A 25,840-nucleotide genomic window follows, 5' to 3' on the forward strand; every position below is an offset into this window, starting at 1 on the left:
GTTAGCGGACCGAGTCGAGGATCAACTGCTGTTCCACGCGCTTGACCTCGTGTTGAACGTCGCGGACGGCGTCGATGTTCGCCGAGATGCTGGAAATCCCCTCCTCGACGAGGAAGTCGACCATCTCCGGCTTGGAGCCGGCCTGCCCACAGATCGACGTGTCGACGTCGTGTTCGCGGCAGGTCTCGATGGTCTCCGTGATCAGTTCGAGCACCGCCGGGTGGAGTTCGTCGAACCGGTCGGCGACGTGCTCGTTGTTGCGGTCGACCGCCAGCGTGTACTGGGTCAGGTCGTTGGTGCCGAAGGAGGCGAAGTCGATGCCCTGCTCGGCCATCTCCTCGACCATCAGCGCGCTGGCGGGTGTCTCGATCATGACGCCCCAGTTGCGCTTCTCCGTGTCGATGCCGGCCTCCTGCATCAGGTTCTTGGCCTGAATCACGTCCTCGGCGTCGTTGACGAGCGGCAGCATGAGCTCGACGTTGTCGTAGCCCATGTCGTACAGCTTCCGGAACGCCGCGAGTTCGTGCTGGAACACCTCGGGCTTGTTCAGACTCCGGCGGATGCCCCGCCAGCCGAGCATCGGGTTGTGTTCGGTCGGTTCGTCCTCGCCGCCCTTCATCGAGCGGAACTCGTCGGTCGGGGCGTCGAGCGTGCGGACGCGCACGGGCCGGGGGTAGAACTCCTCGGCGACGCCCTGAATCCCGTCGACCAACTGGTCCTGATACGCCTCGGCGCCCTCGTCCTCGATGTAGCGCTCGGGGGTCTTGCCCAGGGTCAGCACCATGTGCTCCATCCGGAGCAGCCCCACGCCGTCGGCGCCGGTCGCGGCCGCGCGCTCGGCGGCCTCGGGGATGGAGACGTTGACCTTCACCTCGGTCGCGGTCATGGGTTTGACCGGCGTCTTGGGCCGAACCTCCTCGACTGGCTCGTGTTCGGGCTCGGACGGCTCGGTGCGGCCCTCGATGACGGTGCCGCGGTCGCCGTCGATGGTGACGGCCTGGCCGTCGACGAGCTCTCGGGAGCCGCTGCCCGTGCCGACGACCGCCGGCACGCCGAGTTCGCGGGAGACAATCGCCGCGTGGCTGGTCATCCCGCCCTCGTCGGTGACGATGCCCGCCGCGCGCTTCATCGCGGGCACCATGTCCGGCATCGTCATCTCGGTGACGAGCACGTCACCGTCGTCGACTTTGTCGAGCTGATCGAGCTCCGTGACGACGCGGACCTCGCCGGAGACGACCCCGGGCGAGGCGCCGAGGCCGCGGATCAGCACCTCGCCGGACTCCTCGCCCTCGGTCTCGCGTTCCTCCGCGAGTTCGGCGTCGTCACCGTCGTCGATAGTGGTAATCGGTCGGGACTGGAGCATGTACACCTCGCCACTCCCCGGCTGCGCCGCGTCGCTAGAGGCGTCGTCCGACGCCTCCGTGTCGACGATGGCCCACTCCACGTCCTGGGGCGTGTCGTAGTGGTCCTCCACGAGTTCGCCGAGTTCGACCAGTTCCTCGATCTCGTCGTCCGAGAGCACCCGCGTGTTCCGGCGGTCGGGGTCGACCGGCTCCTCGACGGTCTCGCCGGTCTCGGGGTCCTTGATCATCTTGACCTTCTTGTCGGCGACCGTCACCTCCTCGACGGCGTCGGTCGTGCGGTCGTAGACGTAGTTGTCCGGGGAGACAGTCCCCGAGACGACCGCCTCGCCCAGCCCCCACGCGGCCTCGATGATGAGTCGCGGCTCACCCGTCGAGGGGTGGGACGTGAACATCACGCCGGACTTGTCGGCATCGACCATCTCCTGGACGACGACAGCGATGTCGACGATGTCGTGCGGGAAGTCCTTGCGCTCGCGGTAGTAGATGGCGCGCTGGGAGAACAGCGACGCCCAGCACTCCTTGACGCGCTCAAGGAGTTTCTCGCCCTGTACGTTGAGGAACGTCTCCTGCTGCCCCGCGAACGATGCGTCCGGCAGATCCTCCGCGGTCGCCGACGACCGCACGGCGACGAACGTGTCCTCGCCCAACTCCTCGTAGGCCGCGAGGATCTCCTCCCGTACCTCCTCGGGGAACGGTGTCTCGAGGATGAGTTCGTGTGCCCGCTCCGAGGCCCCCTTGAGCGCGGCGGAGTCCTCGGGGTCCACGTCCATCGCCCCGAACAGTTCCTCGTCGATGCCCGCCTCCTCGATGAACGCCCGATACGTCCCCGCCGTGACCACGAATCCCGGCGGTACCGGAAGCCCGGCCCCGGTGAGTTCACCGAGGGATGCCCCCTTTCCGCCGACCGTCTCCAGGTCCGCGGCGCGAACGTCGTCGAGCCAGAGTACTCCCATCGAGTGAAGATGCCGGTGAAGCTCTAAAGAAGGTTCCGGACCCTTAGAGGATTCGGGTAGCTACTCGGAGTCTTCGAGCTCGGAGGGATGGGGCGGGAACTTCTCGGGCCGGTCGTCCTCCATCGGCTCCTCGGGTTCGACATCGGGGATGATGCTGTCGTCGATATCGTCGATGACCTGCTCCATCAGGGTCAACCCCGCCGCCTTCGTCGGCGCGTCGCCGACGGCGCCGCGCTCGGAGTCGACGACGGTCCACCAGCCACCCTCGTTCTCGATCAGTTGGATCTCCCGGTTCGACTCCTCGGCGTCGGCGTCAGTCATGCCATCGCATAACGAACACGCGGGGAAAAGCCGTTCGGGTGGGGCACGTCACTCGAACACCGCGTCGAACGCCGACGCGCCGAGCGGGTCGAACGTCCCGGCCGCCAGATCCTCCCGGACGTGGCTGGGGCGACCCATCCCCACCAGCGCCGTCACCACCGCGGGCGCCGAGCGCGCGAAGTTGATCGCTCGCTGGGCGGGGCTGTCACCAGCCAACTCCGCCGCGATCTCCTCGGGGATCCCCCCGACCAGATCGCCACCCATCAGCGCCGAACTCGCGGCTACCGAGAGCCCCTCGCGGTGGGCGAACTCCAGCGCGCTCACGGCCTCGCCGCTCTCGGGATCCGCGTGGTGGGCTGCCGTGAACGCGTCGGCCATGTGGACGTTGAACGGCAGTTGGAGCGCCTCGAGGCCGTGCTCATCGGGATCCCCCCCGGCTGCCTTCCCCGCAGACTCTGCACACGCAAGCACCCGCGAAAGCGAGAGATGCTGGTCGTGGTCTTCGGGCACGCGGAACGCCTCCCACGACGCCACGCCGTAGCGGCCGATCCGGCCGGCGTCGATCTGTCCCTCCAGATACTCGAACGCGTCCCGGAGTTGGTCGTACACGTCCTCCCGGGAGCGGGCCTCCAACTGTGTCTCGGGGTTGTGGACGTAGTAGCAGTCGACCGAATCGACCCCCAGCGCGTCGAGCGAGCGGTCGAGCATCGCGTCCAGAAAGTCGGGCGTCATCGCGTGGCTGCCGCGCGCGAGATCCGCCGGGTCGACGAGGCCCGTCTCGATGAACTGCTCGCGGACGTACGCCGACGGGTCAGGCGGGCGCTCGCCGTCGAACGGGACGAAACCGCCCTTGGTGGCCAGCGCAACCGCTTCCCGGTCCACCGCCGCGGCCGCGAGCGCGTCGCCGACGACGCGTTCGGCGCGGCCACAGCGGTAGTCGGGTGCCGTGTCCAGGACGTTGCAGCCGTTCTCCAGCGCGGTCACGAGGGCATCGTGGTGACGCTCGTCGACGGCTACGGTGGGTGCGCCCCGGTAGCTTCCGGCGCCGATGGAGGAGACAACGCCCGGGCCGAACCGCCGGAAGTAGGTGCGGCCATAGCGGTCGCCGAAACGGTCACGGTAGCGCCACGTCGCGTCGTGGGTCGCCATTGGTCGGGAGAAGCGGCCGGGTCCGGATATGGCTGCCGTTCCGACGCTCGGGCGGGCGTCGATACCGGGATGTCGTCGCCCGCTCCGCCGCCCGGGTCGCCGGCTACACGTCGCCTTCGAGGCTGTCGAATATCGACTCGATCAGCGCCTCACGGGAGGGCTCCTCGTCGGCCGGGAGTTGGCCGCCGCCCATGCGGGCGTGGCCGCCGGCGCCGGCGTCGGGCACGCCCTCGACGGCGTTCTCGAGCGCGCGGCCCATGTGGACCCGGTCGTCCCGGGAGCGCCCGGAGAGGTGGACCGTGCCCTCGCGCTCGCCGACGACGACGACGGCGGTGATCCCCTCCAGCGTGATGAGTTCGTCCGCGGCCTGCGGGATGGCGTCGGCGTTCGAGAGCGTCCCCACGTCGCTGACCGCAAAGGAGCCCTCGACCTGCCGGCCGGCGATGGCGCGGGCCTTCACGTCCAGTGTCTCGCCGCTGACCTGCGGGTTCGCGATGCGGTCGAGCGAGTCCTCGTCGACGCCGGGCGCGAGCGACGCCGCCGCCGAGAAGTCGGCCGACGAGGCGCCACTGGTGAGGTGTCGGGTGTCCGCGAGGATCCCGTAGAGCAGCCCCGTACACTCCCGGGAGGGGAGGGTGAATCGGGCGTTGACCTCGCTCTCGTGGACGTCCGGCGGGACGGGCTTGCCGCCAACGTCCGAGAAGTACTCCGCGACGATGCTGGCCGACGCGCCGTAGTCGGTCCGCACGTCGGTGAACTCCTCGCCGGTCCCCTCGCCGGGGTGATGGTCGACGACGGCGAACGGGAGTACCCCATCGGCGCCCTCGAAGCCGCGGGGTTGGTTGTGGTCGACGAGGACGACCGACTCGGCCGCCAACTCCGAGACGTGGTCGATCCCCTGGATGTCGAGGTCGAGGACGTTCCTGAACGCGCGGTTCTCCTGATGGCGGATCTGGCCCGTGAACTGCAGCGTCGCCTCGCAGCCGACCTGTTCGGCGAGGTGGCCGACGCCGACGGCGGCGGCCATCGCGTCCGGGTCCGGGTCCGGGTGCATCAGCACCGCGACATGGTCGCGGTCCTCCAACGCCTGCTTGAACCGGACGCCGACCGGGCGGCGGTAGCGCAGCAGCGCCAGCGCGCCGACGATGGTGATGATGACCAGCGCCCCGGCCGCAACGACGAGTTCGGGGTTCTCGCGGGCGAACCGCTCGGCACGCGCGAACGCATCCGCGTAGCCGGCGGTCTGCATACCTGTCCCTGTCCGCCCCCCGCGGGAAGTAGTTTCGGCACGGCCGCCGAACCGCCTTTGTCAGTGCCCGCCGGACACGCCACCATGGAGTACGAACAGCGCCGCGAGCGGCTGGTCGAACGGCTCAGGGACCGCGGGGCCATCGAGCGCGAGTCCACCGCGGAAGCGATCCGGGCCGTCCCCCGCCACGAGTTCGTGCCCGAAGGCCGGCGCGACGATGCTTACGCGGATCGCCCGCTCCCCATCGGCGAGGGCCAGACCGTCTCGGCACCGCACATGGTGGCCGTGATGGTCGAGCGCCTCGATCTCGAAGCCGGCGAGGAGGTGCTCGAGATCGGCACTGGCTGTGGCTACCACGCCGCCGTCACCGCCGAGGTGGTGGGCGACGGGAACGTCTACTCCGTCGAGTACGTCCCCGAATTGGCCGAGCAGGCCCGCGAAACCCTGGATCGACTGGGATACGACATCGGCGTCCGGACCGGCGACGGCCACGAGGGCTGGGCCGAGCACGCGCCCTACGATGCCGCCTACCTCACCTGCGCGGCCGAGGAAATCCCCGATCCGATCATCGAGCAGACCCGGGAGGGCGGCCGGATCCTCGCACCGGTCGGGAACGTGATGCAGGAACTGGTCCTGCTCACGGTGCAAGAGAGCGGCGGGACCGACCGCGAGACGTTCGCCGGCGTGCGGTTCGTGCCGATGCAGGGCGGGTAGCGTGGCTGCCGCGGACCCCAACGGCTTTGCCGGGATGCACCTACGGGACGAGTGATGCCGACGGCTGGAGACATCGACCTCGACACCCCAACACTCGCGCTGCTGTGGGCGGCCCGCGAGACCGGACTGCTGGCAGCGCTGCTCCGCGGCGAGGGTGGCACGAGCGAGGCCGCCGACGCCGCGGATGTCACCGAGCGCGCGGCCACCGTCATCGCCAACGCGCTGGTCCAGACGGGCTTCCTGCGGCGCGTCGGCGACGCCGTCGAGCCGACGAACCGCGCGCTGGGACTGCTGGCCACCCGCGACCTCCGCTCTATCGGCCGGATCCCGGCGGAACTGGACCGCTTCGGCGCCGTCGCGGAGCTCCCGCGGACGATAGAGAGCGGGGTCGCGCCAATCGGTCCGGACGAGCGTATCCGGCACCGACTCGGCGCCGTCGAGGCGCTGGACGACCGGGTCGTCGAGGCCACCGTCGACGCCGCGCTGGCAGCCAACCCCGACGCGGAGCGCGTGCTGGTGGTCGCCGACGGCCCCGGGCCGCACGCCCGGGAGTTAGCCGACCGGGGGCCGGACGTGACGTTGCTCGACGGGCCCGCCGAGGCCGAAGCGGTTGCGCCGCTGGTCGACCGGACGCCAGTAACCCTTCGGAGCGACAGTCTCGCCGACGTGTCGGCGACGTTCGACCTCGTGATCGCTGTCGACAGCGCGTGGCGCCAGTCGGTCGACGAGAACCGGTTCACGGTGGCCGCGGCCGCCAGCGCTGTCGCGCCGGGTGGCACCGTGGTGCTGGTCGAACCGCTCCAGGATCGCTCGAGCGCCACCGCCGAAGTGGCTGCGACGGCGCTCGCGACCGGGACTGGGCGGCCGTACACTGAGGCGGAGGTGGCCGGCTGGTTCGGTGACGCCGGCCTCGTCGAGGTCGAGACGAGCGACGTGCCGGACACGCCGTACCAGGCCGTCGCCGGACGCCGAGAGACGTAGCTGGGGCCGTGGCCGGGACCGTCGCCGGGGCAGGCCGGGCGCAGTACTCACCGCTGAGTTCAAATAGCCGTATCTCCGACCCGGAGGTATGGATCCCGCGGTGCTCCGGGACGACATGGTCGACGGGCTGGAACACAGCTTCGGCCGGCCGCTACCGGAAGGCGTCGGTGCGGCGATGCGCACGGTCCCCCGTCGCGAGTTCGTCGAGGACGCCCCCTACGACAACCGACCGTCGACGAGCGACGGCACCGTCGCGCTCGCGCCCGGCACGGTCGCCCGGCTGCTGACCGCGCTCGACGCCCGGGGCGGCGACGACGTGCTCGTCGTCGGCGTCGGCGTCGGCTACACCGCCGCCGTGCTCGCGGAGATGGTCGGCGGCCGGCGCGTCCACGCCCTCGACATCTCCCGGACGCAGGTGTATCGCGCTCGCTCGAACCTCGAGGCCGCCGGCTACGGCGAGGTACTGGTCAACTGCCGCGAGGGCTCGGACGGCCTCCCCGAGTACGCGCCCTACGACCGGATTCTGGTCGAGGCCGCCGTCGTTGAACCGCCGCACGCGCTGCTCGAACAGTTGGCCGACGGCGGACGGCTCGTGTTCCCGAAGGGCAACACCGATCAGACGCTCGTCGCCGTCACCCCGGACGACGATGCGCCCGACGGCTACCGGCGCGTCGACGAACGCGGGCCGGTCCAGTTCGCGCCGCTGCTGGTCGACGGCGAACAGCCCGGCGTCACCCGGAACCGCACCCGGAGAGAGGACCGCGAACACGCCGAGCGCGGTGCGGGTCCCGGCTGGGAGCACGAGTGGCTCGACTGGGACGAACGGCTCTCCGGTCGGGACCGCCGCTCCGCCGGAGATAGCTCCGGTGCCCCCGACTGGGGCGACTACGGCGACCGGCGGTAGGGCGACGCCCGGACGACGCGCCGGGGCGAGACACCCGCCAGTGCCGGCCCGACGAGCAGGTAGCGCGGGAGCGCCCCCTCGTCAGGCCCCGACGAAGTCGACCAATCCGGCCCGCGAATTCTCGACCGGCTCACTCCCGAACCACCAGCACGTGGCTGTTCTCCCGGCGGTCGACGAACTGCTCCCCGGCCGGCGGCTTCACGTCGAGCGTGAGCGTTCCCTGCTCCTGATTCGCGGCGAGTTGTGGGTCCACGGAGACAGTCGCGTTGCCGTCCGGACCGGTCGTCGCGGTGGCGACACCGTCGACGCTGGCCGTGCCGCCGTCGACGACGACCGTCGCGCCCGAGACGGGGTCGCCCTCGGCGTCGACGACCTGCAGCGTGAGGTTCTGCGGGCCCGTCTCGACTACTTCGGGCGACGGCCGGACATCGAGTTCAGAGGCCGCGAGGCCGCCAACGCCGTTGACGAGGTTCAGCATCACGCTCAGACAGGCGGCGCCGACGACCAGCGAGACGACCAGACGGACCGGCAGCCCCTCGATGGCTCGCTCGTCCTCGCGGAGGTCGGCGACCGTACGTCGAAGTCGGCTCAGATCGAGCATGGGTCCGCTGGCCCCGTCTTCCTACTTGAAGCGCCGGGCGAGTGTTCAAGGGGGATAGCGCGACCAGACACCCCATGCACGTCATCGGTCGCGAAAGGAGAGACGAAGGGGAGGAAGAAGCGCCGCCGACCGGCCGCCTCGGCCGGTATCTCGCCCGGGACGGGAGCGTCGGCGCCCCTGTCGGCGTCGATCTCAACCGACCGCACGCCGGTCTCGTTGTCGGCAAACGCGGGGCGGGGAAGTCACATACCCTCGGCGTGCTCGCTGAAGCGGCCGCCCGGGCACGCGGCGTCGCTCCCGTGGTCGTCGATCCGATGGGTGCGTTTTCGGGGCTCGCGGCGGCGTCGGATGCTGACGCGGCAGCCATCCCGGCGCAGGTCGTCGACGATCCCACCATCCGGGCCGACGCGGTTCCCGCCGCGAAGTGGCCGGAGTTGGTCGGTTTCGATCCCGCGAGCGGTCCGGGTGCGCTGATCTGGGAGGCCGCGACGGCGGCATCGACGCTGACGGGGATGCTCGGTGAGTTGGAGGATGGCGATGCAGACGCCGACGCGACGCCGGCCCACCAGCGCGCCGCACGGAACCACCTCGGCAGAGCGTGCGAGTGGGGCGTCTTCGACCCGGACGGTCTCACCACTCCCGATCTGTTCGGCCCTGAAGTAACCCTGCTCTCGCTCGCCGGGGTCGACGACGCGCCGACGAGCGCCGTTGTCGGGGGCGTCGCGCGACTGCTGTACGACGCTCGCGTCGGCGACGATCCACCGCCGCGGTTGCCGTGGCTGTTCGTTGACGAGGCCCATATCGCGGTGGACGGTGTGGCTGGTACTGCACTGCGGACGCTCTTGACTCGGGGACGCGCGCCGGGAGTGTCGCTGCTGCTCGCGACTCAGCGTCCGTCGGCGCTCCCAGCAGTGGCGGCCTCGCAGGCAGATCTGCTTGTCGCGCACCGACTCACCAGCGAGGCCGATATCGAGGCGCTCGCGGCCGCGAGTCCGACGTATCTCTCCGGGGCGCTCCAGGACCGGCTCCCGTCCGGCCGTGGCGAGGCGCTGCTCGTCGACGACGCGACGGAGTCGACGCATACCGTCCGAATTCGAGAACGACAGACCCCCCACGGCGGCCACACGCCGCGTGCAAGCGAGCAAGGGAGCGGGCCGGAAGGGAAAACGACAGGTACGAGCGGCCGAACGTTGGGGTGTGAGTCGACCTGACGAACGGGACGGGCGAGCGTGGGACGACGGCACGCCGACGGTCCGCGAGCGGGTCTCACTGGCCGTCCGACAGCGCCCGGTCCGCGGGGTCGGGATACTGCTCCTGTTCCTGCTCGCGCTGGCGTTTTTCGTCGCCACCGTCATCGAGTTCCGGATCCTCGACTGGCTGGTGATCCTCGGTGCCGGCGCGCTGCTGCTGGTGGTTATACTCGGCGGAATCAGCGTCGCGACCCTGTTGATGCGCCGCGATTAGGGTCCGATTAGGCGAGTCGCTCTCGCGCGAGCGTCCGGCGAATCTGCCCGGCGAGCGCTTCGAGACCGTCGTGGTCCGCGATTTCGGGAAGCGCATCCTCGAACGCCGCCGCAGTGCCGGCGACGAAGGTCCCCTCGCTGGCCGGGCTATCGCCGCGCCCGCCTTCGACTTTCTCCGGGACCGGACGCTCCTCACCGCCTGCAGCGACGAGGACGCCGTGGTCCGCGCCCAGATCCGTGAGGCGTTCGCGGGTCGCCTCGTCGAGGCCACTAGTGTGGAACGACAGGGTCGTCGCCTCGCCGGGTGCGACGCCGTTGTGGCCACGGAGGCCGACGTTTCGCTCGGCCTCCCGCGGGACGACGCCCGGGAGTTCATCGACTTCAGCATCGGCGTCCTCGTCGGATCCGGGCTCACCGTCGCCGAGGAAGTCGGCGACAGCGGCCACGTCAGCGGTCTCGGGCACGTCGTGGGTGCGGATGATGTCGGCGCCGCGCTCGACCTCCATCGTCGCCGCCGCGAGGCTGACGGCCAGTTGGTCCTCGGTCTCGGGGCGGTCGGCGATGACGCCGAGGAAGTCCTCGCGATTGGTTGCGGTCAGCATCGGCCGGCCGAACGCGCGGAACTCCCGGAGCCGGCGGAACATCTCCCAGTTGTCCGCGTGGGTCTTCTCGTCGTACCAGCCGCCGAAGGCGGGATCGATGATCGTCTTCTCGGTGAAGCCGCCGCGTTCGAGTGCGGCGAAGCAGTCGTCGATGGACTTCAGGTGGCCGGGCGACTGGATGTCAGGCGGCGAGGCCATCTTCACGACGGCAGCGTCGTGGGCGGCACAGACCTCCGGCATCCCCGGGTCCGCGAAGCCACAGACGTCGTTCACCATGTCGAATCCGCCCTCGAGCGCGGCGTCGGCGACTTCGGCGTAGCGCGTCTCGATGGACCAGACCGCGTCGCAGTCGGCCGCGTCAACGACCTCCAGCGCGCGTTCGAGGCGTTCGAGTTCGGTGTCGACGGCCTGCCACGGATTCTTCGGGTTGGAGGACTGGAGCCCCACGTCGATGATGTCGGCGCCGTTGTCGGCCATCTGTTCGGCGTGCTCGACGGCGCCCTCGACGTCGCCCCACGTGCTGGGGTCGTAGTTCGACTCGACGCTCATGTTCAGGACGCCCATGATCCGGGGCGGGTGGCCGTCCCCGACGGGGAGGCCGGCGATGTCGACCGGGTTCATGGTTCACCGTCCGCCGGCGCGGGGTAAAGTGTGCTGAAACCGGCGTTGGTCCGCCGGGGAAGTGTGCTGAAACCGGCGTTGGTCCGCCGGGGAAGTGTGCTGAAACCGGCGTTGGTCCGCCGGGGAATGCCGGTCCCGATGGGTTCAACAGGACCGGGCGACCACACCCGGCCGTGACTGACGACGCCCTCGCCGACCGGTCGCTCGTGGTGGTCTCGAACCGCGAGCCGTACGTCCACGACTACGTGGACGGCGAGCCAACCGTCGAGCGCCCCACCGGTGGCCTCGTGAGCGCGCTGGACGGCGTCGTCGCCGAGACGGGCGGCACGTGGGTCGCGTGGGGCAGCGGCGACGCCGACTTCGACCCACAAGTGGCGCCCGATGGACGGGTCGAGATGCCACCCGAACCCGTCGAGGCCGACGAAGAGGGGGAAGACGACGACCGCCCAGGCTACACGCTCTCCCGCCTCGACCTCCCGCGGCGACTGGTCGAGAACTACTACTACGGCTACAGCAATCAGGTGCTCTGGCCGATCTGCCACCTCGAAGCCGACCCCGTGACCGTCGATCCGGCGTTCGCCGACGCCTACCGCGAGGCCAACCGCCGGTTCGCCGAGCGCGCCGTCGAGGCGGACCCGGACGTCGTCTGGTTTCAGGACTACCACCTCGCGCTGGCGCCGCAGTACGTCCGGGAGGCCCGGCCGGACGCGCGGCTGGTGCAGTTCTGGCACGTCCCGTGGCCAACGGCTGAGTTCTTCGAGATCTGCCCGCAGGCGACCGAACTCCTCCGGGGGCTGCTGGGCAACGACGCGGTCGGCTTCCACCTCGAGCGCTACGCCGCGAACTTCCGGGACTGCGTCGCGCGGTTCGTCCCCGAGGCGACGGTGACCGACGCGGGCGCGATCCGCTACGACGGCCGGACGGTCGAGACGCACGCCTCCCCCATCGGCGTCGATGGCGACCGCGTAGCTCGGAACGCCGCGAGCGACGCCGCCGAGCACTACTGGGAGCGCGTCGTCGCGCGCTACGACCTGCGCGAGGAGCGCTCGGTCGTGCTGGGCGTGGACCGCCTCGACTACACGAAAGGGATCGTCGAGCGACTCGACGCGCTCTCGCACCTGCTGGAGACCAACCCCGAGCTGGCGGGCGAGTTTACCTACGTCCAGAAGGGGACCCGGACCCGCGAGCGCATTCCGGCCTACCGGCGCTACTACGACGAGGTGCGCGCCCGGATCGCCGACCTCGACCGCGCCTACGGCACCGAGGATTGGACCCCCGCCATCTACATCGAGGAGGACATCGACGACCGCGAACTGGCGGGACTCTACCGCCATGCCGATGTTGCGGTAGTTAGCTCCCGACGCGACGGGATGAACCTCGTCGCGAAGGAGTTCGCGGCGGCGCAGGGTCGCCCGGCGCCGACCGCCGGCCTCGCGCCGGAGGCCAACGGGGCACCTGCCCGCGACAGGGTGCCGGGTGCGCTCGTGCTCAGCCGCTTCGTCGGCGCCGCCGAGTCGCTCTGTCCGGCGGCGCTCTCGGTGAACCCCTACGACGTGGGAGGGTTCGCGTCGATGATCCGCGAGGCGCTGGAGATGGACGCGAACGAGCGCCGCGAGCGCGCGTCGGCGATGCGGGCGTCAGTGGAAGCGACGGACATCGACGCGTGGCTGGCGGCACAGAAACGGGTGCTAGCGGGCGGGGAGCGAGTCGTCGCCGACGACTGAGACGGCTTGGCGGGGGCTGGTCGATTAGTGGGTTTGGAGGGGGGTGACTCGTCGATTAGCGGTCCGAAGAAACGCCCGGAGCGGGATTTGAACCGCGAGAAATCGCGATGCTCGTCCTCTGGGTTCAAACCCTCGTGACCGTTTCGCTGGACTCGGGTTCGCTCGAAGCAAGCTTCTCGCTCACCAGTTGAGTCCAGTAGAAAACGCCCGGAGCGGGATTTGAACCCGCGTCACAACCGTGACAGGGTTGTATGATGGGCCACTACACCATCCGGGCACGCTTTCACGCTGCTGCCTTGCTGCACTCAATCGTATTGCCGTCGTGTAAATAAGGCTTGTTATCCATCGTCGCCGTGGGAGGCGAACCCGTGCCGAATCAGCGCCGTCGCGTGCGTCAACCGCTCGCGCACGCGCAACCTACATTAGCAAGCGTTATATGCCGCCGGATAAAATACGGCCGTAGTATCTCGTGACCGATTCTCTGAACGCCCAACACCTATGGTAGACGTAAGCCACCACGAACTGGTTCCGGAGCACACGCTCCTCGACGCGCCCGAGGTCGAGGAGGTGCTGGAGGAGTACCAAGTGAAAAAGACGAACCTACCCAAGATCAAGCGCAGGGACCCCGCCCTGCCCAAGGAGGCAGAGCCCGGCGACGTCGTCCGCATCGAACGCGACTCGCGCACCACAGACACAGCCGTCGTCTACAGGCTGGTGGTCGAATAATGGACCGAGAAAGTCGACGTGCGGTCTCCCGGGAGTACTTCTCCCAGGAACGACTGGCGGAGCACCACTTCCGATCGTTCAACAACTTCCTCAACCGCGGGATGCAGGACGTGGTCGACGAGAAGGAGACGATCGGCACCGACATCGGCGACAAGGAAGGACAGGAGCCCGTCTGGGTCGAACTCGGCAACGTCCGCATCCTGACGCCCCGCGTCCGCGAGGCCGACGGCTCCGAGGAACTGCTCTACCCGCAGGAGGCCCGCCTGCGCAACATCACCTACGCCGCCCCCGTGTTCATGGAGATGTCCATCGTCCGCGGCGGCGAGGAGGAGCCCGAGGAGGTCGTCGACCAGACCGAGACCAAGGTCGGCCGCATGCCGATCATGGTCGGCTCGAACAAGTGTAACATCGACGGCTTCTCTGACGAGGAGCTGGTCGACATCGGCGAGGACCCGGTCGACCCCGGTGGCTACTTCATCGTCAACGGCTCCGAGCGCGTGCTGATGACCAGCGAGGACCTGGCGCCGAACAAGATCCTCGCGGAGCACGACACGAAGTACGGCGACGACATCCAGGTCGCCAAGACGTTCTCCCAGCGCCGTGGCTACCGCGCGCTCGTCCTCTGTGAGCGCAACCGCGAGGGGATCCTGGAGGTCAGCTTCCCCTCCGTCTCCGGCTCCGTGCCGTTCGTGACGCTGGTCCGTGCGCTCGGGCTGGAGTCCGACGAGGAGATCGTCCACCGCGTCTCGGAGGACCCCGAGATCGTGAAGTTCATGCTGGAGAACTTAGAGGAGGCCGACGTGCAGACCGAGGAGGAGGCAATCGAGACCCTCGGGAAGCGCGTCGCCTCCGGCCAGGGGAAGAACTACCAGCTCAAGCGGGCGAACTACGTCATCGACCGCTACCTGCTGCCCCACCTCCACGAGGAGGGTGTCGAGGACGAGGACGTGCGCATCAACAAGGCGTACTACCTCTGCCGGATGGCCGAGGCGTGCTTCGAACTCGCCCTCGGTCGGCGCGACTCCGACGACAAGGACCACTACTCCAACAAGCGCCTCAAGGTCAGCGGCGACCTGATGAAGGACCTGTTCCGGACCGCGCTGAATAAACTCTCCCGGGACGTGAAGTACCAGCTCGAACGCGCCAACATGCGGAACCGTGATCTGAGCGTCAACACGGTGGTTCGCTCGGACGTGCTGACCGAGCGCCTCGAGCACCCCATCGCGACGGGGAACTGGGTCGGCGGCCGCTCTGGGGTCTCCCAACTGGTCGACCGAACCGACTACATGGGCGTTCTCTCCCACCTGCGACGGCTGCGCTCGCCGCTCAGCCGGTCCCAGCCCCACTTCGACGCGCGTGACCTGCACGCGACCCAGTGGGGTCGTATCTGTCCCTCCGAGACGCCGGAGGGCCCCAACTGCGGTCTAGTGAAGAACTTCGCTCAGGCGATGGAGCTCTCCCAGCACGTCGACGACGAGCGCGAACTCAAGCGCGAACTCGACGACATGGGCGTCGAAGGCATCCCGGGAATCGAGGGCGTCGAACGAGCAACCCCTGCGGACGACTAGAGCATGGCAGAATCACAGCAACGACCTGCGAAGGTCTACGTCAACGGCAGCCTCGTCGGGACCCATCCGGACCCCCACGAGCTGGCAGCACAGATCCGAGACTCTCGCCGGAGCGGCGAGGTCAGCGAGATGGTCAACGTCGCGGTCAAGGAGCGCACCCGCGAGGTCATCGTCAACGCCGACGCCGGCCGGGCACGCCGCCCGCTGATCGTCGTCGACGACGGCGATCCGCGCCTGACCGACGAGCACATCGAGGCCGTCGAGGCGGACGAACTCGAGTTCGACGACCTCGTCGACCGTGGGATCGTCGAGTTCATCGACGCCGAGGAGGAGGAAGACATCCTCGTCGCCGTCGACGAAGGCGACCTCACCGAGGACCACACGCACCTCGAGATCGACCCGCAACTCATCTTCGGCATCGGTGCCGGGATGATCCCCTACCCCGAGCACAACGCGTCGCCGCGTATTACGATGGGCGCAGGGATGATGAAGCAGTCACTCGGGCTGCCGTCCGCGAACTACCGGATTCGGCCCGACACCCGACAGCACCTCCTGCACTACCCGCAGCTGTCGATGGTGAAAACCCAGACCACCGAACAGATCGGCTTCGACGAGCGCCCCGCGGCCCAGAACTTCACGGTCGCGGTCATGTCCTACGAGGGGTTCAACATCGAGGACGCGCTGGTCATGAACCAGGGGTCGGTCGAGCGAGGGCTCGCCCGCTCGCACTTCTTCCGCACCTACGAGGGTGAGGAGCGACGCTACCCCGGCGGCCAGGAGGACCGCTTCGAGACGCCCTCGCAGGACGTGCGCGGCGCACGCGGCGAGGACGCCTACACCCACCTCGACGAGGACGGCCTCGTCAACCCCGAGACGAAAGTCGACGAGAACTCGGTGCTGCTCGGCAAGACGTCGCCGCCCCGCTTCCTCGAGGAGCAGGAGGACCTCGGCGGCCTCTCGCCCCAGAAGCGCCGCGAAACCTCGGTCACGATGCGATCCGGCGAGGACGGCATCGTCGACACGGTCACGCTGATGGAGGGCGAGGACGGCTCGAAGCTCTCGAAAGTCTCCGTCCGGGACGAGCGGATCCCCGAACTCGGGGACAAGTTCGCGTCCCGACACGGCCAGAAGGGCGTCGTGGGCCACCTCGCACCGCAGGAGGACATGCCGTTCACCGAGGAAGGCCTGATCCCCGACCTCGTGATGAACCCCCACGCGCTCCCCTCGCGGATGACCGTGGGCCACGTGCTGGAGATGCTCGGCGGCAAGGTCGGCTCCCTCGAGGGCCGGCGCGTCGACGGCACCGCGTTCCAGGGCGAGGGCGAGGACGAACTCCGCGACAGTCTGGAGGAGCACGGCTTCAAGTCCTCCGGCAAGGAGGTCATGTACTCCGGGGTTACCGGCGAGAAGATCGACGCCGAGATATTCGTCGGGACGATCTTCTACCACAAACTGTACCACATGGTGAGCAACAAGCTGCACGCCCGCTCGCGCGGGCCGGTGCAGGTGCTCACCCGCCAGCCCACCGAGGGGCGCGCCCGCGAGGGTGGTCTCCGTGTGGGCGAGATGGAGCGTGAGGTGCTCATCGGGCACGGCGCCGCGATGGCACTGAAGGAGCGACTGCTCGACTCCTCGGACCGCGAAACGGTGTACATCTCGGAGGACACCGGGATGGTCGCCGTCGAGGACGTGGAGCAGCGCCGGGTGTACGACCCCATCACGAAAGACGAGGACAACATCCACGAGCTGGAGGTCAGCTACGCGTTCAAGCTCCTGCTCGACGAGATGAAGGCGCTCGGCATTCGACCCAAGCTGGAACTGGAGGACGCAGTATAAATGTCAATCTCAGGCTCACCCAAGGAGATCGGCGAGATCAGCTTCGGCCTGATGGACCCGGAGACGTACCGGGACATGAGCGCCACGAAGGTGATCACCGCCGACACGTACGACGACGACGGCTACCCCATCGACATGGGGCTCATGGACCCCCGACTGGGGGTTATCGACCCCGGGCTGGAGTGCCGGACCTGCGGCCAGCACTCCGGGTCGTGTAACGGCCACTTCGGGCACATCGAACTCGCGGCGCCGGTGATCCACGTCGGCTTCGCGAAGCTGATCCGTCGCCTGCTGCGTGGCACCTGTCGTGACTGCGGGCGCCTCTCGCTCACCGAGGACGAGCAGGAGGAGTTCGCCCAGCGACTGGAGCGCGCCGAGGAGCTCGGCGACGACCCCGACGACGTGCTCAAGGCGGCCATCCGGCAGGCACGCAAGGCCTCTCGCTGTCCGTTCTGTGGCGAGACCCAGTACGACATCAAACACGAGAAGCCGACCACCTACTACGAGGTCCAGGACGTGCTCGCCGGCGAGTACTCCGACATCATCGCGGAAGCGATGCAGCCCGACGAGGAGGAAGACGACGCCGGCATGTCGCCGACGGATATCGCCGACGGGACGGGCATCGCGCTCGACCGGGTCAACGACATCCTCAGCGGCGAGTTCCGCCCGCGTGAGGAGGACCGCAAGGCCCTCGAGAAGGCGCTGGACATCGACCTCACCGAGGAGGACGAGAACAAGCTGATGCCCAGTGACATCCGGGACTGGTTCGAGGACATCCCGGATCAGGACCTCGCGAACATCGGCGTCAACCCCGAGACCTCCCGGCCCGAGTGGATGATCATGACGGTGCTGCCGGTGCCGCCGGTCACCACCCGTCCCTCGATCACGCTGGACAACGGCCAGCGCTCCGAGGACGACCTGACCCACAAGCTGGTCGACATCATCCGCATCAATCAGCGGTTCATGGAGAACCGCGAGGCGGGGGCGCCCCAGCTGATCATCGAGGACCTCTGGGAGCTGCTCCAGTACCACGTGACGACGTTCGTGGACAACGAGATCTCCGGGACGCCGCCGGCCCGACACCGGTCGGGCCGACCGCTCAAGACCCTCTCCCAGCGACTCAAAGGGAAGGAGGGGCGGTTCCGTGGCTCGCTTTCGGGTAAGCGTGTGAACTTCTCTGCGCGTACCGTCATCTCGCCGGACCCGACCCTCTCGCTGAACGAGGTCGGCGTCCCCGAGCGCGTGGCGCGGGAGATGACCCAGACGATGAACGTCTCCGAGCGCAACCTCGAGGAGGCCCGAACGTACGTCCGGAACGGCCCCGAGGGCCACCCGGGCGCCAACTACGTCAAGCGCCCCGACGGGCGCCGCCTGAAGGTCACCGAGAAGAACTGTGAGGAGCTCGCGGAGAAGGTCCAGCCCGACTGGGAGGTCTCCCGCCACCTCACGGACGGCGACATCATCGTGTTCAACCGACAGCCGTCGCTGCACCGGATGTCGATCATGGCCCACGAGGTGGTCGTGATGCCGTACAAGACGTTCCGGCTGAACACGACGGTCTGTACGCCGTACAACGCCGACTTCGACGGCGACGAGATGAACATGCACGCGCTCCAGAACGAGGAGGCGCGTGCGGAGGCCCGCGTGCTGATGCGGGTCCAAGAGCAGATGCTCAGCCCGCGCTTCGGTGAGAACATCATCGGCGCGATCCAGGACCACATCAGTGGGACCTACCTGCTGACCCGGAACAACCCTACGTTCACCGAGAACCAGGCGCTGGACCTGCTGCGTGCGACCAGCGTCGACGAGCTGCCCGAGCCCGACGGTGAGGAGAACGACAAGCCTGTCTGGGAGGGCCGCACGGTGTTCTCGGAGCTGTTGCCCGACGACCTCGACCTCGAGTTCCGCTCCGAGGCTGACGACATGGTTGTCATCGAGGAGGGACAGCTCAAACAGGGGACCATCGACGAGGGCGCCATCGGCGCGTTCGGCGGCGACATCGTCGACACCATCACCAAGGACTACTCGAAGACGCGCGCCCGCGTGTTCGTCAACGAGGTGGCGACGCTGGCGATGCGCTCGATCATGCACTTCGGCTTCTCGATCGGGATCGACGACGAGTCCATCCCGCAGGAGGCCGGCGAGCAGGTCGACGAGGCCATCGACGACGCCCACGAGCGCATCGACGAGCTGATCGAGACCTACCGGGCGGGCGAGCTCAACTCGATCCCGGGCCGAACGGTCGACGAGACGCTCGAACTCAAGATCATGCAGACGCTGGGCAAGGCGCGTGACTCCGCCGGGGAGATCGCCGACGACTACTTCGCCGACGACAACCCCGCAGTCGTGATGGCCCGGTCCGGCGCGCGTGGGTCGATGCTGAACCTGACCCAGATGGCCGGCTCCGTCGGCCAGCAGACCGTCAGTGGCGAGCGCATCAACCGTGGCTACGAGGGCCGGACCCTCAGCCACTACAAGCGCGGTGACCTCTCGGCTGGCCCCCACGGGTTCGTCGAGAACTCCTACCGCTCCGGCCTCACCCCGCGGGAGTTCTTCTTCCACGCGATGGGTGGCCGGGAGGGGCTGGTCGACACGGCAGTCCGGACGTCGAAGTCCGGCTATCTCCAGCGCCGCCTGATCAACGCGCTCTCGGAACTGGAGGCGCAGTACGACGGCACCGTCCGGGACACCTCCGGCACCGTCGTGCAGTTCGAGTTCGGCGAGGACGGTACCTCGCCGGTCAAAGTCTCCTCCGACGAGGACGACCCCGTCAACGTGGAGGCGATCACCCAGCGCGTGCTGGACGCCGAGTTCAGCAGCGACGAGCAGAAGGCCCGCTTCCTCGGCGAGGAGGAAGTCGAGACCAACATCTCGGAGTACGCTGGCCCAGGCCTGAACAAGGCCGGCCAGGGGGTGAGCGATGACTGACGCCGAGGCGCTCCCCGAGAGCTTCGAGCATATCGACGAGGACACCGAAACGCTCGTCGAGGGGACCGAACTCCCCCGACGCCTGAAGGACCGCGTCTACGGCGCCATCGAGGAGAACGAGGGCGCGACGCGCGAGGAGATCGAGGAGATCGTCAAGGCGGTCGTCACCCGCTACGACGACACGCGGGTCGACGCGCTCGACCCCGTCGGGACGGTGTCGGCCCAGTCGATCGGTGAGCCGGGGACGCAGCTAACCATGAACACGTTCCACTTCGCGGGCGTCGCGGAGATCGACGTGACACAGGGGCTGCCCCGACTGATCGAACTCGTCGACGCCCGGAAGACGCCGGACACGCCGACGATGACGGTTCACCTCGAGGAGGAGTACGCGACCGACCGCGAGAAGGCACGCGAAGTCGTCTGGCAGATCGAGGCGACCAAAGTGCTCGCGCTCGGGAACGTCTCAACCAACGTCGCGGACATGCAGGTCACCATCGACCTGAACGAGGAAACCCTCGAGAAGCGCTGGCCCACCTACGACGACGTGGGCGAGATCGCCGAGGAGCTCCGCGAGACCATCGAGAGCGAACTCAAGGTCGCGACCAAGCGCAAGGGGACCGTGCTCGCCTTTGGCCCCGAGCAGCCCAGCTACCGGGAGCTGCTCCAGCTCGTCGAGGAGCTCCGCGAGGTCGTCTTCAAGGGGATCGAGGAGGTCTCCCGCGTCGTGATCCGGAAGGAGGAACTGGAGGACCGCGACGAGGAGGAGTTCGTCCTCTACACCGAGGGGTCGGCCTTCGGCGACGTGCTCGAGATCGAGGGTGTCGACATCACCCGCTCGACGTGTAACAACATCCACGAGATCAACGAGGAACTCGGGATCGAGGCCGCCCGTGAGACGATCATCAACGAGACCCACGAGACGCTGGCCGAACAGGGGCTCGACGACGTGAACGTCCGGCACCTGATGCTGGTGGCGGACATCATGACCAACCGCGGCACCATCGAGTCGATCGGTCGCCACGGGATCTCGGGGTCGAAAGACTCCGTGCTCGCGCGGGCGGCGTTCGAGGTGACGGTGAACCACCTGCTCGACGCCGCCATCCACGGCGAGGTCGACGACCTCGACGGCGTGATCGAGAACGTGATCGTCGGGAAGCCGGTGGCCATCGGGACCGGCGACGTCGACCTCCGGATGGGGTCGACCTCGGCGGCCACGTCCAGCGACGACTGATGGGACGGTCCCGTCAGCGAACTGAATCACCAGCCAGCGGGCGGCAGCGATGACGCTCACCCTGTCGGACGAGGCGCGCCGCTACATCGCCGCCTTCGCCGACGCGACCGGCGTCACGCCGGTCGACTGCCTGGTCGAGGACGACCGCGCGGTGTTCGTCGTCCCGGCCGGCGAGATGGGTGCGGCCATCGGCCCCGGCGGCCAGACCGTCGAGGAGGTCGAGGAACAGTTGGACACGCGCGTCGATCTCGTGGAGGACGCCGACGACCCCGCCGCGTTCGTCGCGAACTGCCTCGCGCCCGCGGCCGTGCGCAACGTCACCCTCTCGACGCAGGGTGGCAGCACCGTCGCGTACGTCGAGGTGGCCCAGGCCGACCGCGGCGTCGCCATCGGCGCCGGCGGCGAGTCGATAGAGACCGCCCGACGGCTGGCGGATCGCCATTTCGACATCGACGACGTGCAGTTGGCCTGAGGGAAGCGTGGGCGCTCGCCCACGAAGCATTTATCCAGACAGTTCGATACGTGAGCCGTGTCCCTCCAGAATCTCTCCCGTCGCCGCCTGTTGGTCGGGGGCGTCGCCGCGGTCACCGGAACCGCCGGCTGCTCGGGGTCGGCGAGAACTGAGGCCGACGGAACGACTGAGCCGTCACCGGAATCGGTCGACTCTCCCTCGCCGACGGGGACGCCGGCGGCACGGCTCGCCGAACTCACCGTCGCGGAGTTCATTCTCTACCCGCTGTCGGGGACGCATCCACACGTCCACCGGAAGGCCGGACGCCAGTACGTCGTCGTCCGGCTCTCGACTGAGTTGGATCGGGGGGCGGCTACGGAGGCAGTGGCGCTCGAGCTCGACGGCGAGGCCGTGGGACTGGCGTCGCGCCAGCCCGTCCCGTGGCGGAAAGACACCGTCGACGTGGCGTTCGCGGTGGCGAAAGACCGGACTGTCGGGAGCGGGGAGCTACAGTCGCGCGGCTCGACGCTTCGAACGCTCTCCGCCGAAACGATCAGCCGGCTGAACGAGCCACCCGAGTTCGACGTCGGGGAGCCGTCGGTCAGCCCCGCCGAGATCGGGGCAGTGGAAACGGAGCAAGCGACGGTGTCGTTCACAGTGGCGAACCGCGGCGATGGCGCGGGAACGTTCGGCGCGAGCCTCTCGGAGAACTACGTCTCCGGGTCGAAGCTGGTGACTGCGAGCCTCCAACCGGGAGAGGAACGGGAACTCACTCCGTCGATCCGAATACGCGGGGAGGGAGACGTGGCTCACGTCAGACTGGACTGGGGCGTCGACCAGTGGGTGACGGAGATTCCCGTCGCCGGCACCGAAACAGCGTAACGGGCTGTTCGGCGAAACGCGCTCAGATCCGACTAGCGCATCCTCTAAACAGTTCTCGGCTCGTTTCGCCCCGTCGAAAGGGGATGCTTAAGTGGTTCCGTCGAAAACCGTTGGGTATGGCGAACGGCAAATACGCCGCGCGCAAACTCAAGAAGGACCGCCAGAAGCGGCGGTGGTCCGACTCGGAGTACGCGCGCCGAGAACGCGGACTCAAGGAGAAATCCGACCCGCTCGAGGGTGCGCCCCAGGGTCGAGGCATCGTGCTGGAGAAGGTCGGCATCGAGGCGAAGCAGCCGAACTCGGCCATCCGAAAGTGTGTCCGGGTCCAGCTCATCAAAAACGGGAAGCAGGTCACCGCGTTCTGTCCCGGTGACGGCGCCATCTCGTTCATCGACGAGCACGACGAGGTCACCATCGCCGGGATCGGTGGCTCGAAGGGTCGTGCGATGGGTGACATCTCGGGTGTCAACTACAAGGTCGAGAAGGTCAACGGCGTCTCGATGATCGAACTGGTTCGCGGTAACGCGGAGAAGCCCGTCCGATGAGCGAGGACGAAGCCCCCGAGGCCGACGCCGAGACCGAGGAAGTCGAGGCCGAAGCCGAGGAGACGACCGAGGAAACGTCGACCGGCGCCGACCTGTTCGGCGTCTGGGACGTCTCCGGGATCGAGTACAGCGACCCCTCGACCCAGCGCTACCTCACCGTGACGGCCGTCGCCCACACGATGGGTCGTCACGCGAGCAAGCAGTTCGAGAAGTCCGAGATCAGCGTGGTCGAGCGCATGATCAACCGTCTGATGCAGACGGAGGACAACACGGGCGACAAGCAGAAGGCGACCAACATCGTGCGCGAGGCGTTCGAAATCATCCACGAGCAGACCGAGGAGAACCCCGCGCAGGTGCTCGTGACCGCCGTCGAGAACGCGGCGCCGCGTGAGGAGACCGTCCGCCTGAAGTACGGCGGGATCTCGGTCCCGAAGGCCGTCGACGTGGCGCCCCAGCGCCGTGTCGACCAGGGACTGAAGTTCATCGCCACGGGCACGCTCAACGCGTCCCGCGGCTCGACGACCTCGGCCGCCGGGGCGCTGGCCCAGCAGCTGATGGGCGCCGCCGACTACGACGTCAGCGCGTACCCGATCTCCCAGAAGGAAGAGACCGAGCGCGTCGCGGCCGCGGCCCGCTAAGCCGTTCTCTCTCTTTCGTTTTCACGCCGGCCAGCGCCGGCCACGCCGACAGAAGGACTTTACTTCGGGCTCCCGATGATCGAACGTGGACCCCGATTCGCTCTCCCGTCGCACGATACTCGCCCTCTCCACGGTCGGTCTCGCCGGCTGTAGTACCGGCGTCCCCAGCGACACCGAACCCAACCCATCGCCGGGTGGAACCGCCGGCCTCGACCACGACGAGACCGCGTGGGACGGCTACGACCCGGACTGGTCGGCGCCGACCGACGCCGCCGAGCCGGAACTCGAGATTGAGGTATTGGCCGAGAACCTCGAGATCCCGTGGGACCTCTCCTTTGCCCCCAACGGCGACCTATACCTGACCGAGCGCCCCGGACAGGTGCTCCGCTACGCCGACGGCGAAGTCACCCCGCTGTTCGAGCCAGCCGGCGCCATCGACGGCGGGTCGGTGCCACCCGGTAGCGACGAGAAAAGCTGGTTCGTCGACGGCGGCGAGGGTGGGACGATGGGCGTCGAAGTCCATCCGAACTACCCCGAGGTGTCGCGCGTCTTCGTCTGCTACACCGCCAACGACACCGAGGAGCCAGTCGTCCGGCTGGCGGCGTTCGACCCCGAGAGCGACGACCCCGGCGAGCCAGTCGACGTGCTGCTCGAAGCGCCGGCGAAGGCCGACACCAACGCGTTCATCCACAACGGCGGCCGGATCCGGTTCGGCCCGGCGAACTACCTCTGGATGACGATGGGCGACGCCGGCAACGGCGAGTTCGCCGCCGATCCGGAGTCCCTCGCTGGGAAGACGCTCCGCGTCACTCCCTCGGGTGACCCTGCGCCGGGGAACAGCGAGAAGGGCGACCCGCGGGTGTTCTCCATCGGCCACCGGAACCCACAGGGGCTGAGTTGGCTGCCCGACGCCACCCCCGTGGTCAACGAACACGGGCCCGGCCCGGACGAGGTCAACGCGCTCGCGGCGGGCACGGAGTACGGCTGGCCCGACGCCCGTCAGCCCGACGAGTACGCGGGGACTGACTACCGGCGCCCCATTGCGAGTTCGAAAGTCGAGAGCACCGTCTGGGCGCCCTCCGGGTCGTCGTTCTACCGCGGCGAGGCGGCGCCAACGCTCCAAAATCGGCTACTCGTCGGCTGTCTCGCCGAGCAGCGCCTGAAGTCGTTCACGCTGACGCCGTCGGGCGAGGAGCCGCCCGCGCTGGGCGAGACGGGCCAGCGCCACAGCGCCGACTGGCTCGACGACACCTACACGGTGACGAGCCACGACCTGCTGGTCGACGAACTCGGGCGGATCCGGCACGTCGAACCGGGACCGGACGGCGCGCTGTACGCCATCACGTCGAACCGCGACGGCCGGGCGAACGCCCCGTTCCCGCTGGAGCGCGACGACGTGCTGGTCCGGATCGCCGAAGCCTAGTCGCCGACGTACTCCCGGGTCAGGTCGACCAGCGCCTTGCGGTACTCGCTTTCTGTTGGATCATCCGCCAACGACCGGAACGCGTCGGCGAACCGGTCGAGACGGATCTCGGGCGCGTCGTCCGCGGCCGCGTGGGCGAGGTCGTAGATGCGGTGGTCCTCGTCGACGAGGTCGTGGCGCTCCACCAGCGCGAGGGCGAACGCCGCGTTGACTGCCGTGATTTCGGGGTCGGCGCCGGGGGTCGCTAGCTGCCAGCCAGTCGGGACCGCTGGCGGCCGGTCGGCGACGGCGTCGGCGAGTCGGGACTCGAGGAAGGTGACGAGCTTTCCGCCCGGCGCAACCGAGAGGGTGATGTCGTCGGCGTAAATGTCCTTCATGTGGTTGGCCATCTGGTGGACGTGGGCCAGCTTCCGGCGTTCGACGCTCTTGCCCGCCAGCGCGAGGAAGATGGCCTCCCGAGTCGACTGGTGGTGGGAGGGGTGCTCCTGTTCGTAGCGGGCCATGTGGGAGAGTTCGTGGAGCGCCAGCTCGCGGGCCATCGCGCTGGTGGCTGCCTGCCGGGAGATGTTGAGTACGTGCCGGTCGTCGTAGTGCCCCGCCCACGTGCGCTCGTCCGGGTCCTCGCGGAGCCGAACGTGGACTGGGAGGTCGACCCGGCTCTCGGTCTCTAGCAGATCTGCTGCGCCGAGAAACGGGTCCGCGGGACCGTTCTCGGGAAGTCGAATATCCATGTGTTAATGTACCACGGGGGAGAGGGGGAAGACCGTTTCGGGAGTAGAAGGCGGCGACGGCCAGCCGCCGATGGCTGAGTAGAAGGCGGCGACTGCCAGCCGCCGACAAGCAGTGGCCGAGCAGGAGCGACGGTTCGCGCCAACGAATTCGCCCGCAGCCGGGGCCATAGCCGGGTGTGCCACCGGCACACGCCTCTTGGCGAAACACTACCCTTTTGACCCCGCCACGGGTACC

23 protein-coding genes and 1 tRNA gene are annotated in these 25,840 nt (G+C 68.4%); 16 read left to right on the plus strand and 8 right to left on the minus strand.

Going from position 1 to position 25,840, the window contains the following annotated elements:
• Position 1: 1 nt before the first annotated feature.
• The 4 genes from ppsA to J2753_RS01860 form a co-directional block, all read right to left on the minus strand.
• A complete protein-coding gene (gene ppsA / locus J2753_RS01845) occupies positions 2-2,317 on the minus strand; it encodes a pyruvate, water dikinase (protein ID WP_209489895.1) in 2,316 nt (771 codons plus the stop codon).
• 60 nt (positions 2,318-2,377) lie between these two features.
• Positions 2,378-2,638, minus strand: coding sequence for a hypothetical protein (locus J2753_RS01850; RefSeq protein ID WP_209489897.1), 261 nt, complete (start codon positions 2,636-2,638; stop codon positions 2,378-2,380).
• A gap of 48 nt (positions 2,639-2,686) precedes the next feature.
• Positions 2,687-3,787, minus strand: a complete 1,101-nt coding sequence (locus J2753_RS01855; protein WP_209489899.1) for an aldo/keto reductase — start codon at positions 3,785-3,787, stop codon at positions 2,687-2,689.
• A gap of 103 nt (positions 3,788-3,890) precedes the next feature.
• Complete coding sequence (locus J2753_RS01860; protein ID WP_209489901.1) at positions 3,891-5,036, minus strand: DHH family phosphoesterase; 1,146 nt, start codon at positions 5,034-5,036, stop codon at positions 3,891-3,893.
• A gap of 84 nt (positions 5,037-5,120) precedes the next feature.
• On the opposite strand from J2753_RS01860, the gene J2753_RS01865 reads away from it, so the two are divergent.
• The 3 genes from J2753_RS01865 to J2753_RS01875 all read left to right on the plus strand — a co-directional run bounded on the left by J2753_RS01865 (position 5,121) and on the right by J2753_RS01875 (position 7,635).
• Positions 5,121-5,750, plus strand: a complete 630-nt coding sequence (locus J2753_RS01865; protein ID WP_209489903.1) for a protein-L-isoaspartate(D-aspartate) O-methyltransferase — start codon at positions 5,121-5,123, stop codon at positions 5,748-5,750.
• Between the two features lie 54 nt (positions 5,751-5,804).
• Positions 5,805-6,731 (plus strand): methyltransferase domain-containing protein, encoded by a 927-nt coding sequence (locus J2753_RS01870; protein ID WP_209489905.1) that lies wholly within the window; start codon positions 5,805-5,807, stop codon positions 6,729-6,731.
• Between the two features lie 88 nt (positions 6,732-6,819).
• Positions 6,820-7,635, plus strand: coding sequence for a protein-L-isoaspartate O-methyltransferase family protein (locus J2753_RS01875; protein WP_209489907.1), 816 nt, complete (start codon positions 6,820-6,822; stop codon positions 7,633-7,635).
• A 130-nt stretch (positions 7,636-7,765) separates the two neighbouring features.
• Here J2753_RS01875 and J2753_RS01880 read toward each other — a convergent pair whose 3' ends face one another.
• Positions 7,766-8,236 carry a DUF7382 domain-containing protein gene (locus tag J2753_RS01880; RefSeq protein ID WP_209489909.1) on the minus strand — a complete coding sequence of 157 codons (471 nt, stop codon included), beginning with the start codon at positions 8,234-8,236 and terminating at the stop codon, positions 7,766-7,768.
• A 74-nt stretch (positions 8,237-8,310) separates the two neighbouring features.
• Between J2753_RS01880 and J2753_RS01885 the strand changes: the two genes are divergently transcribed.
• The gene (locus J2753_RS01885) at positions 8,311-9,447 is read left to right on the plus strand and encodes an ATP-binding protein (RefSeq protein ID WP_209489911.1); all 1,137 of its coding nucleotides are present in this window, start codon (positions 8,311-8,313) and stop codon (positions 9,445-9,447) included.
• Entirely contained in the window at positions 9,434-9,700 is a 267-nt protein-coding gene (locus J2753_RS01890) for a hypothetical protein (protein WP_209489913.1), read from the plus strand. Before J2753_RS01885 ends, J2753_RS01890 begins: the two co-directional genes overlap by 14 nt.
• A 7-nt stretch (positions 9,701-9,707) precedes the next feature.
• Here the strand turns inward: J2753_RS01890 and folP are convergent, their stop codons facing one another.
• Complete coding sequence (gene folP / locus J2753_RS01895; protein ID WP_209489915.1) at positions 9,708-10,922, minus strand: dihydropteroate synthase; 1,215 nt, start codon at positions 10,920-10,922, stop codon at positions 9,708-9,710.
• 173 nt (positions 10,923-11,095) lie between these two features.
• On the opposite strand from folP, the gene J2753_RS01900 reads away from it, so the two are divergent.
• The gene (locus tag J2753_RS01900; protein WP_209489917.1) at positions 11,096-12,646 is read left to right on the plus strand and encodes an alpha,alpha-trehalose-phosphate synthase (UDP-forming); all 1,551 of its coding nucleotides are present in this window, start codon (positions 11,096-11,098) and stop codon (positions 12,644-12,646) included.
• Positions 12,647-12,850: 204 nt separating this feature from the next.
• Here the strand turns inward: J2753_RS01900 and J2753_RS01905 are convergent.
• Positions 12,851-12,923, minus strand: a tRNA-Asp gene (locus J2753_RS01905).
• 221 nt (positions 12,924-13,144) lie between these two features.
• Here J2753_RS01905 and J2753_RS01910 point away from each other — a divergent pair.
• From J2753_RS01910 to J2753_RS01955, 10 genes are all read left to right on the plus strand, one after another.
• Positions 13,145-13,372 (plus strand): DNA-directed RNA polymerase subunit H, encoded by a 228-nt coding sequence (locus J2753_RS01910; protein ID WP_209489919.1) that lies wholly within the window; start codon positions 13,145-13,147, stop codon positions 13,370-13,372.
• Positions 13,372-14,940: a DNA-directed RNA polymerase subunit B'' gene (locus tag J2753_RS01915; protein WP_209489921.1), complete on the plus strand. Its 1,569-nt coding sequence runs from the start codon at positions 13,372-13,374 to the stop codon at positions 14,938-14,940. Before J2753_RS01910 ends, J2753_RS01915 begins: the two co-directional genes overlap by 1 nt.
• Before the next feature lie 3 nt (positions 14,941-14,943).
• Positions 14,944-16,776: a DNA-directed RNA polymerase subunit B gene (gene rpoB, locus J2753_RS01920; protein ID WP_209489924.1), complete on the plus strand. Its 1,833-nt coding sequence runs from the start codon at positions 14,944-14,946 to the stop codon at positions 16,774-16,776.
• A complete protein-coding gene (locus J2753_RS01925) occupies positions 16,777-19,704 on the plus strand; it encodes a DNA-directed RNA polymerase subunit A' (protein ID WP_209489926.1) in 2,928 nt (975 codons plus the stop codon). It begins immediately after the preceding gene.
• Complete coding sequence (gene rpoA2 / locus J2753_RS01930) at positions 19,697-20,935, plus strand: DNA-directed RNA polymerase subunit A'' (protein WP_209489928.1); 1,239 nt, start codon at positions 19,697-19,699, stop codon at positions 20,933-20,935. Before J2753_RS01925 ends, rpoA2 begins: the two co-directional genes overlap by 8 nt.
• A 49-nt stretch (positions 20,936-20,984) precedes the next feature.
• Positions 20,985-21,407: a NusA-like transcription termination signal-binding factor gene (locus J2753_RS01935; RefSeq protein ID WP_209489930.1), complete on the plus strand. Its 423-nt coding sequence runs from the start codon at positions 20,985-20,987 to the stop codon at positions 21,405-21,407.
• Positions 21,408-21,464: 57 nt separating this feature from the next.
• Positions 21,465-22,268 (plus strand): hypothetical protein, encoded by an 804-nt coding sequence (locus J2753_RS01940; protein ID WP_209489932.1) that lies wholly within the window; start codon positions 21,465-21,467, stop codon positions 22,266-22,268.
• 116 nt (positions 22,269-22,384) lie between these two features.
• Positions 22,385-22,813, plus strand: coding sequence for a 30S ribosomal protein S12 (locus J2753_RS01945; RefSeq protein ID WP_209489934.1), 429 nt, complete (start codon positions 22,385-22,387; stop codon positions 22,811-22,813).
• Positions 22,810-23,451, plus strand: a complete 642-nt coding sequence (locus J2753_RS01950) for a 30S ribosomal protein S7 (RefSeq protein WP_209489935.1) — start codon at positions 22,810-22,812, stop codon at positions 23,449-23,451. Before J2753_RS01945 ends, J2753_RS01950 begins: the two co-directional genes overlap by 4 nt.
• Positions 23,452-23,536: 85 nt before the next feature.
• Entirely contained in the window at positions 23,537-24,874 is a 1,338-nt protein-coding gene (locus J2753_RS01955) for a PQQ-dependent sugar dehydrogenase (protein WP_209489937.1), read from the plus strand.
• Here J2753_RS01955 and J2753_RS01960 read toward each other — a convergent pair.
• On the minus strand, positions 24,871-25,605 hold the full coding sequence (locus J2753_RS01960; RefSeq protein ID WP_209489946.1) for a DUF5781 family protein: 735 nt from the start codon (positions 25,603-25,605) through the stop codon (positions 24,871-24,873). The genes J2753_RS01955 and J2753_RS01960 overlap by 4 nt on opposite strands.
• Between the last annotated feature and the right edge of the window lie 235 nt (positions 25,606-25,840).

Source organism: Halolamina salifodinae, assembly GCF_017874235.1.
Classification (GTDB): Archaea; Halobacteriota; Halobacteria; order Halobacteriales; family Haloferacaceae; genus Halolamina; species Halolamina salifodinae.

Coding starts and splice junctions, on each gene's coding strand:
- folP (WP_209489915.1), bottom strand. CDS start 10,922: ATGAACCCGGTCGACATCGCCGGCCTCCCCGTCGGGGACGGCCACCCG.
- rpoB (WP_209489924.1), top strand. CDS start 14,944: ATGGCAGAATCACAGCAACGACCTGCGAAGGTCTACGTCAACGGCAGC.
- J2753_RS01910 (WP_209489919.1), top strand. CDS start 13,145: ATGGTAGACGTAAGCCACCACGAACTGGTTCCGGAGCACACGCTCCTC.
- J2753_RS01915 (WP_209489921.1), top strand. CDS start 13,372: ATGGACCGAGAAAGTCGACGTGCGGTCTCCCGGGAGTACTTCTCCCAG.
- J2753_RS01925 (WP_209489926.1), top strand. CDS start 16,777: ATGTCAATCTCAGGCTCACCCAAGGAGATCGGCGAGATCAGCTTCGGC.
- J2753_RS01950 (WP_209489935.1), top strand. CDS start 22,810: ATGAGCGAGGACGAAGCCCCCGAGGCCGACGCCGAGACCGAGGAAGTC.
- J2753_RS01935 (WP_209489930.1), top strand. CDS start 20,985: ATGACGCTCACCCTGTCGGACGAGGCGCGCCGCTACATCGCCGCCTTC.
- J2753_RS01855 (WP_209489899.1), bottom strand. CDS start 3,787: ATGGCGACCCACGACGCGACGTGGCGCTACCGTGACCGTTTCGGCGAC.
- J2753_RS01945 (WP_209489934.1), top strand. CDS start 22,385: ATGGCGAACGGCAAATACGCCGCGCGCAAACTCAAGAAGGACCGCCAG.
- J2753_RS01860 (WP_209489901.1), bottom strand. CDS start 5,036: ATGCAGACCGCCGGCTACGCGGATGCGTTCGCGCGTGCCGAGCGGTTC.
- J2753_RS01960 (WP_209489946.1), bottom strand. CDS start 25,605: ATGGATATTCGACTTCCCGAGAACGGTCCCGCGGACCCGTTTCTCGGC.
- J2753_RS01885 (WP_209489911.1), top strand. CDS start 8,311: ATGCACGTCATCGGTCGCGAAAGGAGAGACGAAGGGGAGGAAGAAGCG.
- J2753_RS01850 (WP_209489897.1), bottom strand. CDS start 2,638: ATGACTGACGCCGACGCCGAGGAGTCGAACCGGGAGATCCAACTGATC.
- J2753_RS01875 (WP_209489907.1), top strand. CDS start 6,820: ATGGATCCCGCGGTGCTCCGGGACGACATGGTCGACGGGCTGGAACAC.
- ppsA (WP_209489895.1), bottom strand. CDS start 2,317: ATGGGAGTACTCTGGCTCGACGACGTTCGCGCCGCGGACCTGGAGACG.
- rpoA2 (WP_209489928.1), top strand. CDS start 19,697: ATGACTGACGCCGAGGCGCTCCCCGAGAGCTTCGAGCATATCGACGAG.
- J2753_RS01865 (WP_209489903.1), top strand. CDS start 5,121: ATGGAGTACGAACAGCGCCGCGAGCGGCTGGTCGAACGGCTCAGGGAC.
- J2753_RS01870 (WP_209489905.1), top strand. CDS start 5,805: ATGCCGACGGCTGGAGACATCGACCTCGACACCCCAACACTCGCGCTG.
- J2753_RS01880 (WP_209489909.1), bottom strand. CDS start 8,236: ATGCTCGATCTGAGCCGACTTCGACGTACGGTCGCCGACCTCCGCGAG.